Below are 14,849 nucleotides of genomic sequence, written 5' to 3'. Positions count from 1 at the left end.
GCTGCCCCCTGGACATAAGCAGGAACATCTGCAGGGACACCTACGAGGGCTTCTACGAGGGCTTTAACAAACGGCGGGGCCGGTGGATGATCCACCGGCCCCGCCGTTTGGTCAGGAGAGACTACTCTGCTGCGGCGTCCGCGGAGACCTCAGCGCTCTCTGCGTCCTCGGAGCCTGCCTCGTCGGCCACAACGGGCGACAGGGAGAGCTTGCCGCGGTCGTCGATCTTGGTGATTTCCACCTGGATCTTCTGGCCGACGGAGACGACGTCCTCGACGTTGTCCACGCGCTTGCCGCCGGCGATCTTGCGCAGCTCGGAGATGTGCAGCAGACCGTCCTTGCCCGGGGTCAGGGAAACGAAGGCACCGAAGGTGGTGGTCTTGACGACCGTACCCAGGTAGCGCTCACCGATTTCCGGGATCTGCGGGTTGGCGATGGCGTTGATCGCGGACCGTGCTGCGTCGGCAGACGGGCCGTTCGTGGCGCCGATGTAGACAGTTCCGTCGTCCTCGATCGAGATGTCGGCTCCGGTGTCTTCCTGGATCTGGTTGATCATCTTGCCCTTCGGGCCGATGACCTCGCCGATCTTGTCTACCGGGATCTTGACCGCGATGACGCGCGGCGCGAACTCGGAGAGCTCGTCCGGGGTGTCGATCGCGGAGTTCAGGACGTCCAGGATGTGCAGGCGGGCTTCGCGGGCCTGCTTCAGGGCGGCTGCCAGGACGGAGGCCGGGATGCCGTCGAGCTTCGTGTCCAGCTGGATGGCCGTGACGAACTCGGAGGTACCGGCAACCTTGAAGTCCATGTCGCCGAAGGCATCTTCGGCGCCGAGGATATCGGTCAGGGCGGCGTAGCGGGTCTGACCGTCAACCTGGTCGGAGACCAGGCCCATGGCGATACCGGCAACAGCGGCCTTCAGCGGCACACCTGCGTTGAGCAGGGACAGCGTGGACGCGCAGACGGAACCCATCGACGTCGAACCGTTGGAGCTGAGGGCCTCAGACACCTGGCGGATGGCGTAGGGGAATTCCTCGCGGGAAGGCAGCACCGGCATGATGGCGCGTTCTGCGAGGGCTCCGTGACCGATTTCCCGGCGCTTCGGGGAACCGACGCGGCCGGTCTCGCCGGTGGAGTACGGCGGGAAGTTGTAGTTGTGCATGTAGCGCTTGCGCGTCACGGGAGACAGCGAGTCGATCTGCTGTTCCATCTTGAGCATGTTCAGCGTGGTGACACCCAGGATCTGGGTCTCGCCGCGCTCGAAGATGGCCGAGCCGTGAACGCGGGGCAGGACCTCAACCTCGGCGGTGAGCTGGCGGATGTCCGTCAGGCCGCGGCCGTCGATGCGGATCTGGTCCTTGAGGATGCGCTGGCGCACAACCTGCTTGGTGACGGAGCGGAAGGCTGCGGACAGCTCCTTCTCACGGCCTTCGAACTGGCCGGCCAGGGAAGAGGTGACCTCGTCCTTGAGCTCGTCAGAGGCGGTGTCGCGTTCCTGCTTGTCGGCGATCTGGAAGACGGCGGCCAGCTTCTCGGCGGCAGCGGACTCGACGGCGGCGTAGACGTCGTCCTGGTAGTCCAGGAAGACCGGGAACTCGACGGTCGGCTTGGCGGCGCGGGCTGCCAGGTCGGACTGTGCTTCGCAGAGGGCCTTGATGAACGGCTTGGCGGCCTCGAGGCCCTCGGAGACAACCTCTTCGGTCGGGGCGGTGGCGCCCTGTTCCTTGATGAGGTTCCAGGAGTTGTCGGTGGCTTCGGCTTCAACCATCATGATGGCGACGTCATCGCCAGCAATGCGGCCGGCAACGACCATGTTGAAGACGGCGTTCTCGAGCTGGGAGTGCTTCGGGAACGCAACCCACTGCGAGCCGTGCTCGTCGGCGACGAGGGCAACGCGGACGCCGCCGATCGGGCCGGAGAAGGGCAGGCCGGAAAGCTGGGTGGACATCGAGGAAGCGTTGATGGCTACGACGTCGTAGAGCTCGTCCGGGTTGATGGACAGCACGGTGACGACGATCTGGACCTCGTTCCGCAGGCCCTTGACGAATGCGGGGCGCAGCGGGCGGTCCATGAGGCGGCAGGCCAGGATGGCTTCCGTGGAAGGGCGGCCTTCGCGGCGGAAGAACGAGCCCGGGATACGGCCGGCAGCGTACATGCGCTCTTCGACGTCGACCGTCAGCGGGAAGAAGTCGAAGCCTTCACGCGGGTGCTTGCCGGCGGTGGTGGCGGACAGCAGTGCGGTCTCTTCGTCGATGTAGACCATCGCTGCGCCGGCGGCCTGCTTGGCAAGACGGCCGGTTTCGAAGCGGATTACACGCTTGCCGAAGCGGCCATTGTCAATGACTGCTTCTGAGAACTGGATTTCGGGACCCTCCAAGAGAGTCACCTCCGTTTCATGGTTCACGGAGCCCAGCCGCATCAACCCAGCCCAGCATCTGTCTACTGGCCTGCACTGCACCCGGTCATCGATCGAGACCCACGGGCCGGGCTTCAATCCTTGAAGCCGTTCCCGGGAATCACTACCGAGGACCGCGAATGCGTGATGCGGTTGATCCTCCTGTTTAATTTTGTCCTGAAGAAGGCGGCCCTTTCCGGTCCGGAAGGGGCCGCCCCTTAAAGCTGACTAGCGACGCAGGCCGAGGCGCTCGATGAGCTGACGGTAGCGGGTGATGTCAGTGTTCTTGAGGTAGGTGAGCATGCGCTTGCGACGACCAACCATGGCCAGCAGACCGCGCTGGGTGTGGTAGTCGTGCTTGTGCACCTTCATGTGCTCAGTGAGATCCTTGATCCGCTGAGTCAGGACTGCAACCTGGACCTCCGGCGAACCGGTGTCGCCCTCGGACGTTGCGAATTCCTTGATGATGGACTGCTTTACAGCGGCTTCAAGTGCCACGTTAACTCCTAGAGATGTGCCGTGAGGCCCGAAAACAGTACTTCACTGCCGGGGGTGCCGTCCCGGAACACCCTGCCGAAGCCAGGTATCCCGTACACAACAGGAACCAGCCGCCACGGACTGCAGCCGGATCCAACGTTCAGTTTAGTGGCACGTCCGCGATCTTGTCGAAACCGCCTACCGCGCCAGCCGGCGAAGGGGCTCAGTTCTCCGAGCCCGAAAGCAGCTCCCGGATGGCAGCGACGCCGCGGTACAGCTCCTCAAAGGAGGTGCTGAGCGGAGACAGACCGATCCTGATGCCCTGCGGGGCACGGAAATCGGGAATCACATCCTGATCCCATAAGGCGGCCGTCATTTCACGGAAGGCAGGGTGGTCGATCGTCACGTGGCTGCCGCGCAGTTCGGGGTCCCGCGGGGTGGACAACTGCACGCCGGCCGGTGCCAGCCAGGCGTCGTAGAGTTCGAGGGCGAAGGCCGTCAGCACCCGTGACTTCTCGCGGAGCGCGGCCATGCCCACTTCCTCGATCAGGTCCAGCGTGCCGCGCATGGCGAGCATCCCGAAGATGGCCGGCGTGCCGCTGAGGAAGCCGCGGATGCCGGGAGCGGCCTCGTAGCCGGGACCCATTTCGAACGCGTCTTTGCGTCCCATCCAGCCCCAGATCGGTTGCTGAAGCCCGGCCAGGTGCCGGTCGTTGACGTAGGCGAACGCGGGCGAACCCGGTCCCCCGTTCAGGTACTTGTAGGTGCAGCCTGCCGCGAAGTCGACGTCGGCGTCGTCCAATGCGATCTCCACCGATCCGGCGGAGTGGCAAAGGTCCCACACCACCAGGGCGCCGGCGTCGTGGATTGCGGCGGTGACGGCCGGAAGGTCGGCGAGGAAACCGGAACGGTAGGCGATCTGACTCAGGACCACGACGCCGGTGGCCGGGCCCGTCGCGGCCCGCACCTGCTCGACGGTGACGCCGGAGGCGGGATCGGCATCGATCCAGCGCAGGGTCAGGCCTTGTTCGCGGGCGATTCCCTCCACCAGATAGCGGTCGGTGGGGAAATTGTCCGTGTCCAGGACGATTTCGGTCCGGGCCGGATCTGTGACGGCGGCCAGGGCGGCGCGGATCAATTTGTACAGCACCACGGTGGTGGAGTCGGCAATGATCGTCTGTCCGGGCGCCGCACCAAGCACCGCGCGGCCGAGCTGGTCGCCGATGGCCTGGGGCAGTTCGAGCCACTCCTCATCCCAGCCCCGGATCAGGCGGCCGCCCCAGCTGTCCTGGATGAAGCTGCTGATGTCGGTGATGGTCCGTTTGAGCGGCCGTCCGAGCGAGTTCCCGTCAAGGTAGGACAGGTCGGTGTCCGTGCCGACGAAGTGTTCCCGGTAGTTTGCGAGCGGATCCGCGGCGTCGAGGTTGCGGGCGCGCTGCCACAGGGCATCGGTGCTGTTGCCTGCGGGCTCCGCATTGATCGCGTTCACTGGCCGATCTCCGTCCGCACTGCGAAGAGCTCCGGGAAGAAGGTCAGTTCCAGGGCCTTCTGCAGGAACGCGGCCCCGCTGGATCCGCCGGTGCCGGCCTTCATGCCGATGGTGCGCTGGACGGTGCGCAGGTGGCGGAAGCGCCAGAGCTGGAAGTTGTCCTCGAGGTCCACGAGTTCCTCGCAGGCCTCATAGGCGCCCCAGTTGTCGGCGGCGTTCTCGTAGATGTACTTGAAGACCGGGACCAATTCGGGGCAGAACTCGTGGGCCTTGGTGACGTCGCGTTCCAGCACGGAGGCCGGGACGTCGAAGCCCTGGCGTTTGAGATACGCCAGGAAGTCGTCGTAGATGCTGGGGGCGTCGAGCAGTTCGCGCAGCATTTCGTGGGCCTCGGGGTCCGATTCGAAGACCGGAAGCATCTTGGCGTTCTTGTTGCCGAGGAGGAACTCGACCGCCCGGTACTGGCTGGACTGGAACCCGGACGAGTTGCCGAGGAATCCGCGGAACTGCGAGTACTCGGTGGGCGTGAGGGTGGCCAGCACCGACCACTGCTCGGTAAGGGTCTTCTGGATGTGCTTGACGCGGGCGATCGCCTTGAGGGCGGAGCCGAGGTCGTCAGAACGCAGCCAGGCGGCGGCGCTGCGAAGCTCGTGCAGCACCAGCTTCAGCCACAGCTCCGTGGTCTGGTGCTGGATGATGAACAGCATCTCGTCGTGGTGTTCCGGGGTGCTGACCGGCTGCTGGGCGCTGAGCAGGGTGGGCAACTGCAGATAGGATGCGTAGCTCATCCGCGTGCTGAAGTCGCGGACGATGTCCCTGTCCAGCTCCCTCGTGTTCTTCTCGATGGTCACGTCTCTTGCCTTCCTTGCCGCCTGGCTGTGATTCAGCGCGCGGCTCCAGTGAGTCAGAAGGCCGTCGGCGCGGGGTTGGACGCGGGCCCGGCCCCCTTGTCAGCGGGCGAACAGTCAGCGGGCGAACAGGATGTCATGGGCCTGGACGACGTCCAGACGCATCTGCTCCACCAATGCCTCAGGCCCACGGTACGCCACCATGCCGCGCAGCCTGGAGACGAATTCCACCACAACTGTCTGGTCGTACAGATCGAAGTCTTCTACGGACTCCTCCGGGCGGTCGATCACGTGGGCTTCTACCTGACGGCTCACGCCGTCGAACGTGGGGTTGGAGCCCACGGAGATGGCCGCAGGCCAACGGGTCCCGGCCTGGTCCACGAGCCAGCCGGCGTAGATGCCGTCCGCGGGAATGTACCCGCTCGCCGTCGACGCCAGGTTCGCCGTGGGGAAGCCAAGATCCCGGCCGCGTGCGGCACCGTGCACCACCTCGCCGCGCATCCGGTGCGGTCTCCCCAGCACCGCAGCGGCGGTGGCAACGTCGCCGGCGCGGAGGGCCTCGCGCACCCACGTGGACGAACAGCGGCGGTCCGTGCCGGCGTCGTCGTGGATGGGGAAGCCTTCAGAGCCGAACTCGCTGATGACCAGCACCTCGAAGCCAAACTTCTTACCCAGTTCCTGCATGGTGGAGAGGTCGCCGGAATTGCCGCGGCCGAACCGGGCATCGTGGCCGATCACCACGTGGCTGGCCTTCAGGGCGTCCACGAGGACCGTGGAGACAAATTCTTCAGGTGTGTGGCTGGCGAGCTCCAGCGAGTACTTCATCACCAGCACGGCATCGAGGCCGAGCTCACCCAGTGCCACGAGCTTGTCCTCCAGCCCCATGATCAGCTCGGGAGCCGATTCCGGACGGTGCACCTGCGCGGGGTGCGGATCGAAGGTGATCGCGACGGCGCGGGCGTGGTTCAAGCGGGCGGTGCGGATGAGCTGCGACAGCACCTGCTGGTGCCCGCGGTGCACGCCGTCGAAATTGCCGAACGTGACAACCGAAGGACCAAAGTCCGACGGGACTTCGGACAGATCGTTCCAGATGTGGACCATCAACCTCGCCTTTTGCTGCCTGCCATGAACTCTTCCGGAGGGACCGTGCCGGCTCCGGAACTCTCTAAGATTACCCGCAATCCGGGCAGCCTCCGGACGGCGCACGCGGCTTCCGGGGCAGCCTCCCGGGCACGACCGGTGAGCCGTTCGGCGGGAATCCGATTCAAAGGCGGCGCGGCGACGGCGTCAGTGCGGGTGGGGTCTATCGCCCCAGCAGGAGCCTGCGCTGGCTGTCCCGGACCGCGTGGATGCGCCAGTTCCGCCAGTGCAGCAGTGCGGCAGCGAGGATGAGCGGGACGTGGATCCCGGGCAGGTTTCGTGCGAACCAATGCGGCAGGTAGATATCCGTGACCGAGCCTTTGCCGTCGCCGAGGTCCCGCGCGACGGCGGTCAGCGGACAGTGGAAGCCGTTCGCGGCGAAGATCAGCGTCTCGCCGGCGACCACGGCGGCGGCAGCGCCCGTCTTCCGGTCGGTGCGGCCCCTGATGCCGGTATAGAGAACGTAGGCCATGCAGGCCTCGATGCTGAACCAGGCGATGGTGTGGAACGACTTCACTGCCCGCAGCAGCAGACGGCGTTGGTCCATGCCTCCACCCTAGGCACGAATCGGCCGTTGTGACTCAGAGGCTTTCGGCCCGGGCCGCGGCTTCTTCCGCCAGCCACGTTTCCAATTCCCTGGGCCGCCGGAAGACGACAACGCGCGGCGAGCTCCCCCGGGCCGACGTTTGGTCTGCGGACTTCTGTCCGGTCTCCAGCCCGGCTTCCAAGTCCCGACTGGCCTCCGATCCCGCCCGCTCCGCTTTGAATCGTCCCGGCGCAGGGTGACTCGCTCGGGTGACGCATTCACTGCCGGGGCTTCACTGCCGGGGCATATCGGGGCGGAAGTGTTTGTTGCGTCGGGGTGTTTGGCGGGGGTCGACGTGGGGTGGCGGGATGAACCAGGGGATGCCGCTGCGCATCTGGATCGTCCACTGTTCCTTGTGGATCAGATGGTGGTGGTGGGAGCACAGCAGGGTTCCGTTGTCCGTGCTTGTGGACCCGCCGCGGGACCAGTACGTGATGTGGTGGGCTTCGCACCAGGGTGCTGGGATGGTGCACTGCGGGAAGGCGCAGCCCTGGTCCCGGGCGGTGAGGGCTTTGCGGAGGTGGGGCGGGAAGATCCGTGAGGTGCGTCCGATGTCCAGGATCCGGCCTTCGGTGCCGAGCAGGACGGGGATGATGTCGGCGTCGCAGGCGAGTTTGCGGATGGTGGAGGCCGTGACGGGTCCGGTGAACATCAGTGATCCCGTGCCCGGGCCGGGGGTGCCGGCGGGGTCGTTGGGGGTGCCGGTCTGCTCGAGGCGGCCGAGGAGGTCCCGGTAGTCGATGGTGGCCATGACCTGGGGCCGGAGCCCGCCGGCGGCGGGCAGGGCCCCTGCGGCGAGGGCGGCGTCGCAGGCGCCGACCAGGCCGTCGAGCAGCCGTTGCGGCCGCGAGCGGCGGTCCAGGACGTCGGCCGCGTCCGCCGCACCGGCCGCACCGCTTACGGCCGCATTAGACCAGGCGGCCGTACCGGCGGCGAGTCCGCTGCCGTCATGGATCCCCCCGACCGCGTCCGCGTCAGTGACCGAGCCGTCCGTTTCCCCGCAAACCCCGCCGGCTCGTCCGGCGCCGTCCGCAGCCGTGTCGGTAGCAGCTCCGTCGCCTGTGCCGGGGTCGGCTGTTGGGTCCGGGCCGGGAACGGTTCCTGCGCTGGTGCGGGGGTTGGTGGCGGTGTTCATCGCGGTGATGAGGTGTTCGAACTGGTCGGTGGTGGCGAAGATTTCCAGGTGGTGCAGGCCGTGGCGGGGTTTGCGGATGAAGGCGCCCTGGAGCCGGCGGAGGGCTTCCTCGGAGGGTTCGGCGCCGTCCTGGTCCAGGGCGTCGGTCCAGCGCCGGGCGATCCGGGTCAGGAAATCGGGGTCGTTCTCGATCGCGGTCAGGGTCAGGGCGTGTTCCATCGCGGCGGCGGTCCCGGGCGGGCACAGGTGCCGGACCCGGTCCATGGCGGTGGTGATGATGGTCGCGGTCCGGGACGCGATCTCCCCGGCGGCGACGGCGGCGCCGAGTTCCTCGTGCACGGCCGGCACCGGTGCTCCGGTGAGTCCCTGGCGGGGCAACAGGTCCGCGGCCTGGGTCAGCCGGCGCCGGGCTTCGGGGGCGCTGATCCGCAGCCGTGCCCGCAGGAACTCGGTGGTGTTCTTGTAGCCGTCGTCGGCCGCGGCGCACACGTCGGCCGGCCCGCCGCTCCTGCCAAATGCCGTCCAGCCGCCGGCCTCGGCCCGAACCTCAGATCCGGCCCCACCGCCGCCGTCGGACCCGGCCCCGGCGCCGGCCTCAGATCCGGTGTCGGTGTCGGTGCTGGTGTTTTGTGTCCAGCCCGTGAGCCAGCCCGCCTGAGCCTCTGCTTCGGCTTCCCATCCCGCCGGCGCCGGCCGGGTCCAGGCTGTCTGTTTGCGGGTCCGGTCCACCGCGGCGGCGGCGATGAGCTGGAAGTATTCGACCGTCCGGGAGAATTCCTCCACACGGCCGGCGAAGTCCGCGGCTTCGACCAGGGAGAACCGGGCCGCCTCAGCACCCGCGGCCGGGGCCGCGGACCGCAGTAACGCCAACGCCGAATCCACCGCGCCGCCAACGCCGCCGTCCACGGCAGCATTCGCGGCGCCACCCAAAGCACCGTTCCCGGCATGGCCTGCGCCACCGATGTGTGATGCTTCAAGCGCCCCGGCCGCAGCGGCCACGCAGGAACGCCGCGGGGACGCGCCCGGGCCGGCCCACGGGGCCCGCTCCGGGATGAACGCTCCAACGGCTTTCATGTCTCAACGATCCCAGAGGGGTCCGACAAAAAAGACCGAACCGGTGCGGCCGCAACGAGACGCCACATCCGGCTGCCACCCGGGCTACCAACGCCTGCCAGGCAGGAACGCCGCGGGGACGCGACCGGGCCGGCCCACGGGGCCCGCTCCGGGATGAACGCTCCGACGGCTTTCATGTCTCAACGATCCCAGAGGGGTCCGACAGTATTGACTGATTTGCTGCCGCGTCTTGCTGACGCCCTGCAAGGGATTTGGCTACGGAGCGTGGTCGAGGGGTTCAGCAAAGAGTTGGCCAGCGGGTGCCGCAAGGATTGCTGGAGGATCTTCGCGCCAACGCCTTCGGTCCGAGATCCTCAGGACAAGCGCAGAACCGCGGGCTGTCATCCACGATCCCCACGCCCGTGTCAGTGAACACCCACCTGTGCCGTGGGCCGAGCACCCACCCTCAGCACTCACCCAGCAGCATCCAGCCGCCCGAACCAGCAGCGGAACCCAGCGCCACCCTCACCAACTGCCCGTAATACTGCGTACGCTTCCCACGCTCCTACGAACCGGCACGTGGCAAGCTGGAGGGATGGACAGCACAGTCGTACCCCAACCCGGGGATTCACCATTCTTAGGGCCCGTATCTGGCGAGCCTCGCCGCCCCTTGGGTCCCCGCGATCCGGGTGACGCCTGGGTGGAGGGCGACCGCGGCCGGTTCTGGGGACGGTTCGGTTCCGCCGGGCTCCTGGTCCACGACCCCGCCAAGGGCGTCCTGCTCCAGCACCGCGCCCTTTGGAGCGATCAGGGCGGCACCTGGGGGCTCCCCGGCGGCGCGCTGCACCAAGGGGAAGAGGCCATCCACGGGGCTTTGCGGGAAGCCCAGGAAGAAGCGGCCGTGCCCCCGGAGAACGTCCGCGTCCTCTTCACGTCGGTGTTCGACGTCGGTTATTGGACCTACACCACGGTCGTTGCCGAAGCGCTGCAGCCCTTCGAGGCCAAGATCAGTGATCCGGAAAGCCTCGAACTGCAATGGGTGGGGATTGACGCCGTCGCCGGCAAGGAGCTGCACCCCGGCTTTGCGGCGGCCTGGCCCGGGCTGCGAAGCCGGCTCGCGGAGGATCCGCGCATCACCCTCCGGGCGTAACGTACGGTCCGCGCTCATCAACGCGTGACGTGCCACGCCGGGAAACGGCGGCCGGCCCAATCCGCCCGGGACGCAGCCCGCTTTAAGCCTTCCGAGCAGCAGGCCGCCGCCGGTACAGCCAGATGAGCCCCAAGATCGGCAGCAGGAGCGGGATAAACCCGTAGCCGCGGCCGAACAAGGACCAGACTGTCTCGTGCGGGAAGTTCACCGAGTCGAACACGCTCAGTGCCCCCACTACCAAGACACCGACGAGTTCCACCAGAACCGCGACCACGGAGACTTTGAAGGCGGTGCGGCCCGGCCTCGCGAGGGACACCGTCGCCACCACGTAGACCACCGCGGCGAACGCGGACAACAGGTACGCCAGGGGCGCCTCGGAGAACTTCGTCAGAATCTGGTAGCCGGCCCGGGCCGTTGCAGATATCGCGAAGACGGCGTAGACGGCAATCAGCAGGCGGCCGGGTCCGGTGTTGCGGGTATCGGTCGACGCCGGTGCAGCGTCCGCCTGCCCGGTCATCCGGGAGGACACCTCCGGGGTGCCGGTTCCGTCCTGCGGGGATTTTGCACTCACGTTTTCTGCCTCTTCCATGTCAGTACCAGATCTGGTTCATGCGCGCCGCCATCACCACGGCGGTGACGCCGACGGCGGCCAGCACGAAGTTGCTCCAGCGGGTCCGCTCCAGAATGGCCCAGTACACGGCACCGATCGGGAGCAGCAGCGCCGTCGCCATATAGCCCCAGAACTCCCACGGCTCCCCCGCGATCGGCTCCCCGCTGGCCACCCGGACAATCGACCCGACCAGATAGACCACGAGGGAAAGCTCGACGGCGGCCACCGACAGGATCGTGGTGTCGTTCGGCGCCTTTTTCAGGAGGCCTGCGGTCACGCAGATGACGGTCGACAGCAGGCCTACCACCAGGATGATGTAAAAATACGCGTCCACTACTGGCCGGCCTGCTTGCCGTTGCCCTGTATCGCGTTGCCGTGCTTTTCATTGTCCGGAGCAAAGACCAGCACCGGCTTCGCGTAGCTTCCGGCGTCGGCCAGGAGGGCCACGAGTGTTCCGTCGGGCGCGAACGCCGCTGCCGGTTTGTCCGCGGTCGCTGCGTCCGGCGTGCCGGCAGCGGTTCCGGCGGCGATCCTGCGTCCGAAGGAAATCTCGGTGGTTTCAGCCTCGCTGAGTTCACGGTTCGGCATGAGCGCGCGGGCCGCGTCCGACATCTCCAGGACGTCCAGCGTCTCCGCCAGTTCTTCGAGGGTGTGCGCCTGGTCAAGCGTGTAGGGGCCCACTTGGGTCCGCCGGAGTGCCGTCAGGTGACCCCCGACGCCGAGAGCCTCGCCGAGATCGCGGGCCAGGGCGCGGATGTAGGTTCCGGAGGAGCACTCCACCGTGACATCCACATCCACCGCCTCACCGGCCGCCTCCCCCGCGCGCACGCGGCGGATCTCGTGGACCTCAAAGCGGTGGATCGTCACGGGCCGGGCTGCCAGCTTGACCTCTTCACCGGAACGGACCCGCGCGTAGGCGCGCTCGCCGTTGACCTTGATGGCGCTGACGCTGCTGGGAACCTGTTGGATTTCTCCGGTCAGTGCGGCGACGCCGGCGTGGATGGCGTCTTCGGTGATCCCGGTGGTGGTGCGGGTGGCAGTAACTTCGCCTTCGGCGTCGTCCGTCACGGTGGATTCGCCCAGCCTGATGGTGGCGGTGTAGGTCTTGGACGTGCCCACGATGTAAGTCAGCAGCCGGGTGGCCTTGTTGATGCCGACCACAAGAACGCCGGTGGCCATCGGATCCAGTGTCCCGGCATGGCCGACCTTCCGGGTACCGGCGATACGCCGCATCCGTCCAACCACATCGTGGCTGGTCCAGCCTTGCGGCTTGTCCACTATCACCAGTCCAGAAAGCACGCCTCCCAGTATATGCGGGCCAGCGGTGCCCCACGGCCCACGGACCGGCCGCGGACCGGCGCCCGGCCTAAGCACCCATCGCGAACGCCGCCCGTTAGGATGGCAGACATGCCCGAGCTTGCCGCACATGTCCGCGAGGTCCCGATCAACCAGATCCGGGAGATCACCGAAGCCGCCTGGGGAACGCCCGGCGCGATCGTCCTGAGTATCGGCGAGCCAGGTTTCGCCGTCCCCCGCCACGTCCTCGAAGCCGGAATGGCATGCCTTGAGCGGGACGAGACCAACTACACGCCAAACGCCGGGATCCCGGCCCTGCGCGAGGCATTCGCCGCGCGGTTCCGCGAACACAACGCGACGCCGGTCGGCGCGGACCGCGTCTACGTGGTCGACGGCGCCCAGCAGGGCCTGCACTTTGCCATGAGCCTGCTGCTCTCCCCCGGCGACGAGATCCTCATTCCCAACCCTGGCTACCCGACCTTCGCGATGACCAGCAGCCTCCTGCACGCCGTCCCCGTCCGCTACCCGCTCTACCCGGAGCACGACTTCCAGCCGCGGATCGAGGACATCGAGGCCCTCATCACGCCGCGGACTAAAGTGCTGATCCTGAATTCCCCGTCCAACCCGCTCGGCGCTGTCCTGGGCGAGGACCTGACGCGCCGACTCGTGGAGCTGGCCAGGCGGCACGATCTGTGGATCATCTCGGACGAATGCTACGAGGCCTTCACGTACGATGTCCCGCACGTCAGCCCGGCCAGGTTCGACAGCGAGGTCCCGGGCGAAGCCCGGGTGTTCGCCTCGCTCACGCTGTCCAAAACCTATGGGCTGACGGGGCTCCGCATCGGCGCGCTGATCTGCCCGCCGGGACTCGAGCAGAAGATGAACAATGTCATGGAGGCGATCGTGTCCTGCGTGGCGTCGCCGTCGCAGTACGCCGCGCTGGCGGCCCTGACCGGTCCCCAGGACTACGTCAGCCACGCGCGCGCCCACTACCGGGCCAACCGCGATGCGGCCTCGGCGGTGCTTCACTCCCATGGCATCCCGTACCTCACGGCGCAGGGCGCGTTCTATCTGTGGGCGGATGTTTCCCACGTCAGCGGCGGGGACGTCCGGGCGTGGACGCGCCGCTTCCTGGCGGACCACGGCGTGGCCTTCGCCCCCGGCACGGCGTTTGGTTCGATCGGCGAGGGCTGGATCCGCATTGCGCTCTGCGGCAGCCAGGCCGACCTCGTGGAGGGCCTCGGGCGCCTCCCCGCACGCGGGGCCGCAGCTGGCCCATCCGGCGGAGCTGTCGGGTCCACAGACCCTATCGCCGGAACTGCCGGCGCCATAGCCTGAGCACACGGCGCCCCGAGCCGGCCCGGCCGACTTTGTTTCGGGTTGTCCTGGTTCGTCCGGGCGCTCTGGATTCCAGCCAAGGGAGTACATCGTGTGGTGGCAAGACCTGCTGTGGGGTTTCTGGAACGGGCTGACGGCATGGATCGTCCTGATCGCCCATGTCTTCGGGTTTTGGAATGAGTTCCCCTTCTACAACTCCGCGCGCGCGGGGAACTGGTATGACTTCGGTTACCTCCTGGGCATGGGATCTCCCGTGCTGGGCGGCGGCCTGGGAGCCCGGGGGCGTTCCAGGCGGCGCTAGGCCGGCTACCCCGCGGCCCACGGACGGGGAATCAGAGCATGATCTCTTCCTCCGGCGTTAAAGCCGCCACAGGAGTCTTGGTGAAGGACATCCGGATAACGAAGTGCGCTTCGGCGGAGTTCTTGGCGATGATGGCTCCGGCCTCGCCCGCGAGCTTCACCCCGAACTGGAGTTCCAGGTGTTCCGGACCAAGTTCCTTCATCACCTCGGCGGCAGCGTTGGCCGCCGGCCGGACTGCCGAGAGTGCGTCCTCGAGGCGCCGACCGGCGTCTAGGATCCCCTGCTCGTTGCGGGAAGGCCGCTCCACGCCGAAGCTGTTGTCCTCGACCTCCACCAGCACTGTCCCCGACCCGACTTCGTAACGCAGGATCTCGGTCATTGCTTCCTCCATATCAACGCGCTGTGCGGGCGGTAAAACGCGGCCAGGTAGTACAGGCCGGTAATGCGGGCCGGACGGTCACCTCGGGGTTGCGGACAGTGCGGCGTCGAGCCAGCTGCGGAGGGCCGCGGCCGGCGGCGCTCCCGCCTGGCGGGCTGCCACCGCACCGTTCTTGATGACAAGCAACGTTGGAATCGCCTGGATATCAAACCGCCTGGACAGCCCCGGAGAGGTGTCGACGTCGACCTTCACGAGCTTGAACTCCCCGGCCCGTTCCAGCGCCAGCTTGTCCAGCACCGGGCTGACCATGCGGCACGGCCCGCACCAGGCTGCCCAGAAGTCGACGAGCGCCGGCACGGAGGACTTCTCCGCGACCAGGGGGAAGTCGGCGTCGCCCGCCGCGACAATCCACGGCAGGTCCCGGCGGCAGTTGCCGCAGCGCGGATGCCCGGCGGCCGCAGCAGGAATCCGGTTGGTTTTCCCGCAGTGCGGGCACTTCATCAGGCTGGATTCCACGACGCGCCGTCGCCTTCCCGCATACCCGCAGTCATGGTTCCATGGGACTCCCCGCCCCCGAACGGGCGTAGAGTCAAAGGTCCCGCGGCCGGCCCCCGGAGCCGGGACCAGGAAACCGGAACGCCACCGGAAACAGCAG

15 protein-coding genes are annotated in these 14,849 nt (G+C 67.3%); 3 read left to right on the top strand and 12 right to left on the bottom strand.

From position 1 onward, the window contains the following. Nucleotides 1–121 precede the first annotated feature (121 nt). The 7 genes from BLR03_RS04125 to BLR03_RS24845 form a co-directional block, all read right to left on the bottom strand. Nucleotides 122–2,374 carry a polyribonucleotide nucleotidyltransferase gene (locus BLR03_RS04125; RefSeq protein WP_091250028.1) on the bottom strand — a complete coding sequence of 751 codons (2,253 nt, stop codon included), beginning with the start codon at nt 2,372–2,374 and terminating at the stop codon, nt 122–124. A gap of 246 nt (nt 2,375–2,620) precedes the next feature. Continuing rightward, nucleotides 2,621–2,890 carry a 30S ribosomal protein S15 gene (rpsO, locus tag BLR03_RS04120; RefSeq protein WP_091249788.1) on the bottom strand — a complete coding sequence of 90 codons (270 nt, stop codon included), beginning with the start codon at nt 2,888–2,890 and terminating at the stop codon, nt 2,621–2,623. 202 nt (nt 2,891–3,092) lie between these two features. Continuing rightward, a complete protein-coding gene (kynU, locus tag BLR03_RS04115; RefSeq protein ID WP_091249785.1) occupies nt 3,093–4,358 on the bottom strand; it encodes a kynureninase in 1,266 nt (421 codons plus the stop codon). Next, complete coding sequence (gene kynA / locus BLR03_RS04110; protein ID WP_091249783.1) at nt 4,355–5,209, bottom strand: tryptophan 2,3-dioxygenase; 855 nt, start codon at nt 5,207–5,209, stop codon at nt 4,355–4,357. Before kynA ends, kynU begins: the two co-directional genes overlap by 4 nt. A gap of 114 nt (nt 5,210–5,323) precedes the next feature. Beyond that, nucleotides 5,324–6,307 carry a bifunctional riboflavin kinase/FAD synthetase gene (locus BLR03_RS04105; RefSeq protein ID WP_091249781.1) on the bottom strand — a complete coding sequence of 328 codons (984 nt, stop codon included), beginning with the start codon at nt 6,305–6,307 and terminating at the stop codon, nt 5,324–5,326. Between the two features lie 202 nt (nt 6,308–6,509). Beyond that, nucleotides 6,510–6,893: a hypothetical protein gene (locus BLR03_RS04100; protein WP_091249778.1), complete on the bottom strand. Its 384-nt coding sequence runs from the start codon at nt 6,891–6,893 to the stop codon at nt 6,510–6,512. Nucleotides 6,894–7,164: 271 nt separating this feature from the next. Beyond that, nucleotides 7,165–9,141: an HNH endonuclease signature motif containing protein gene (locus BLR03_RS24845; protein ID WP_254788146.1), complete on the bottom strand. Its 1,977-nt coding sequence runs from the start codon at nt 9,139–9,141 to the stop codon at nt 7,165–7,167. A 574-nt stretch (nt 9,142–9,715) separates the two neighbouring features. Here BLR03_RS24845 and BLR03_RS04090 point away from each other — a divergent pair. Next, the gene (locus BLR03_RS04090) at nt 9,716–10,270 is read left to right on the top strand and encodes an NUDIX domain-containing protein (RefSeq protein ID WP_091249775.1); all 555 of its coding nucleotides are present in this window, start codon (nt 9,716–9,718) and stop codon (nt 10,268–10,270) included. A gap of 82 nt (nt 10,271–10,352) precedes the next feature. Here the strand turns inward: BLR03_RS04090 and BLR03_RS04085 are convergent, their stop codons facing one another. The 3 genes from BLR03_RS04085 to truB form a co-directional block, all read right to left on the bottom strand. Then, nucleotides 10,353–10,787, bottom strand: coding sequence for a hypothetical protein (locus BLR03_RS04085; protein WP_116768809.1), 435 nt, complete (start codon nt 10,785–10,787; stop codon nt 10,353–10,355). Nucleotides 10,788–10,860: 73 nt separating this feature from the next. Next, nucleotides 10,861–11,214, bottom strand: a complete 354-nt coding sequence (locus BLR03_RS04080) for a hypothetical protein (RefSeq protein ID WP_091249769.1) — start codon at nt 11,212–11,214, stop codon at nt 10,861–10,863. Next, a complete protein-coding gene (gene truB / locus BLR03_RS04075; protein ID WP_091249768.1) occupies nt 11,214–12,179 on the bottom strand; it encodes a tRNA pseudouridine(55) synthase TruB in 966 nt (321 codons plus the stop codon). Before truB ends, BLR03_RS04080 begins: the two co-directional genes overlap by 1 nt. 108 nt (nt 12,180–12,287) lie before the next feature. Between truB and BLR03_RS04070 the strand changes: the two genes are divergently transcribed. Both BLR03_RS04070 and BLR03_RS04065 read left to right on the top strand, forming a co-directional pair. Beyond that, the gene (locus tag BLR03_RS04070) at nt 12,288–13,514 is read left to right on the top strand and encodes a pyridoxal phosphate-dependent aminotransferase (protein ID WP_091249765.1); all 1,227 of its coding nucleotides are present in this window, start codon (nt 12,288–12,290) and stop codon (nt 13,512–13,514) included. Between the two features lie 91 nt (nt 13,515–13,605). After that, complete coding sequence (locus BLR03_RS04065) at nt 13,606–13,815, top strand: hypothetical protein (protein WP_091249763.1); 210 nt, start codon at nt 13,606–13,608, stop codon at nt 13,813–13,815. Between the two features lie 31 nt (nt 13,816–13,846). Here the strand turns inward: BLR03_RS04065 and BLR03_RS04060 are convergent, their stop codons facing one another. Together BLR03_RS04060 and trxA are read right to left on the bottom strand one after the other, a co-directional pair. Continuing rightward, nucleotides 13,847–14,194 (bottom strand): CU044_2847 family protein, encoded by a 348-nt coding sequence (locus tag BLR03_RS04060; RefSeq protein ID WP_091249759.1) that lies wholly within the window; start codon nt 14,192–14,194, stop codon nt 13,847–13,849. A gap of 78 nt (nt 14,195–14,272) precedes the next feature. After that, complete coding sequence (gene trxA / locus BLR03_RS04055) at nt 14,273–14,710, bottom strand: thioredoxin (RefSeq protein WP_091249755.1); 438 nt, start codon at nt 14,708–14,710, stop codon at nt 14,273–14,275. Nucleotides 14,711–14,849 lie beyond the last annotated feature (139 nt).

Source organism: Arthrobacter sp. ok909 (assembly GCF_900104405.1).
Classification (GTDB): Bacteria; Actinomycetota; Actinomycetes; order Actinomycetales; family Micrococcaceae; genus Arthrobacter; species Arthrobacter humicola.
The sequence above is the reverse complement of the archived record's forward strand: the minus strand, read 5'-3'. Positions and strand labels throughout refer to the sequence as shown.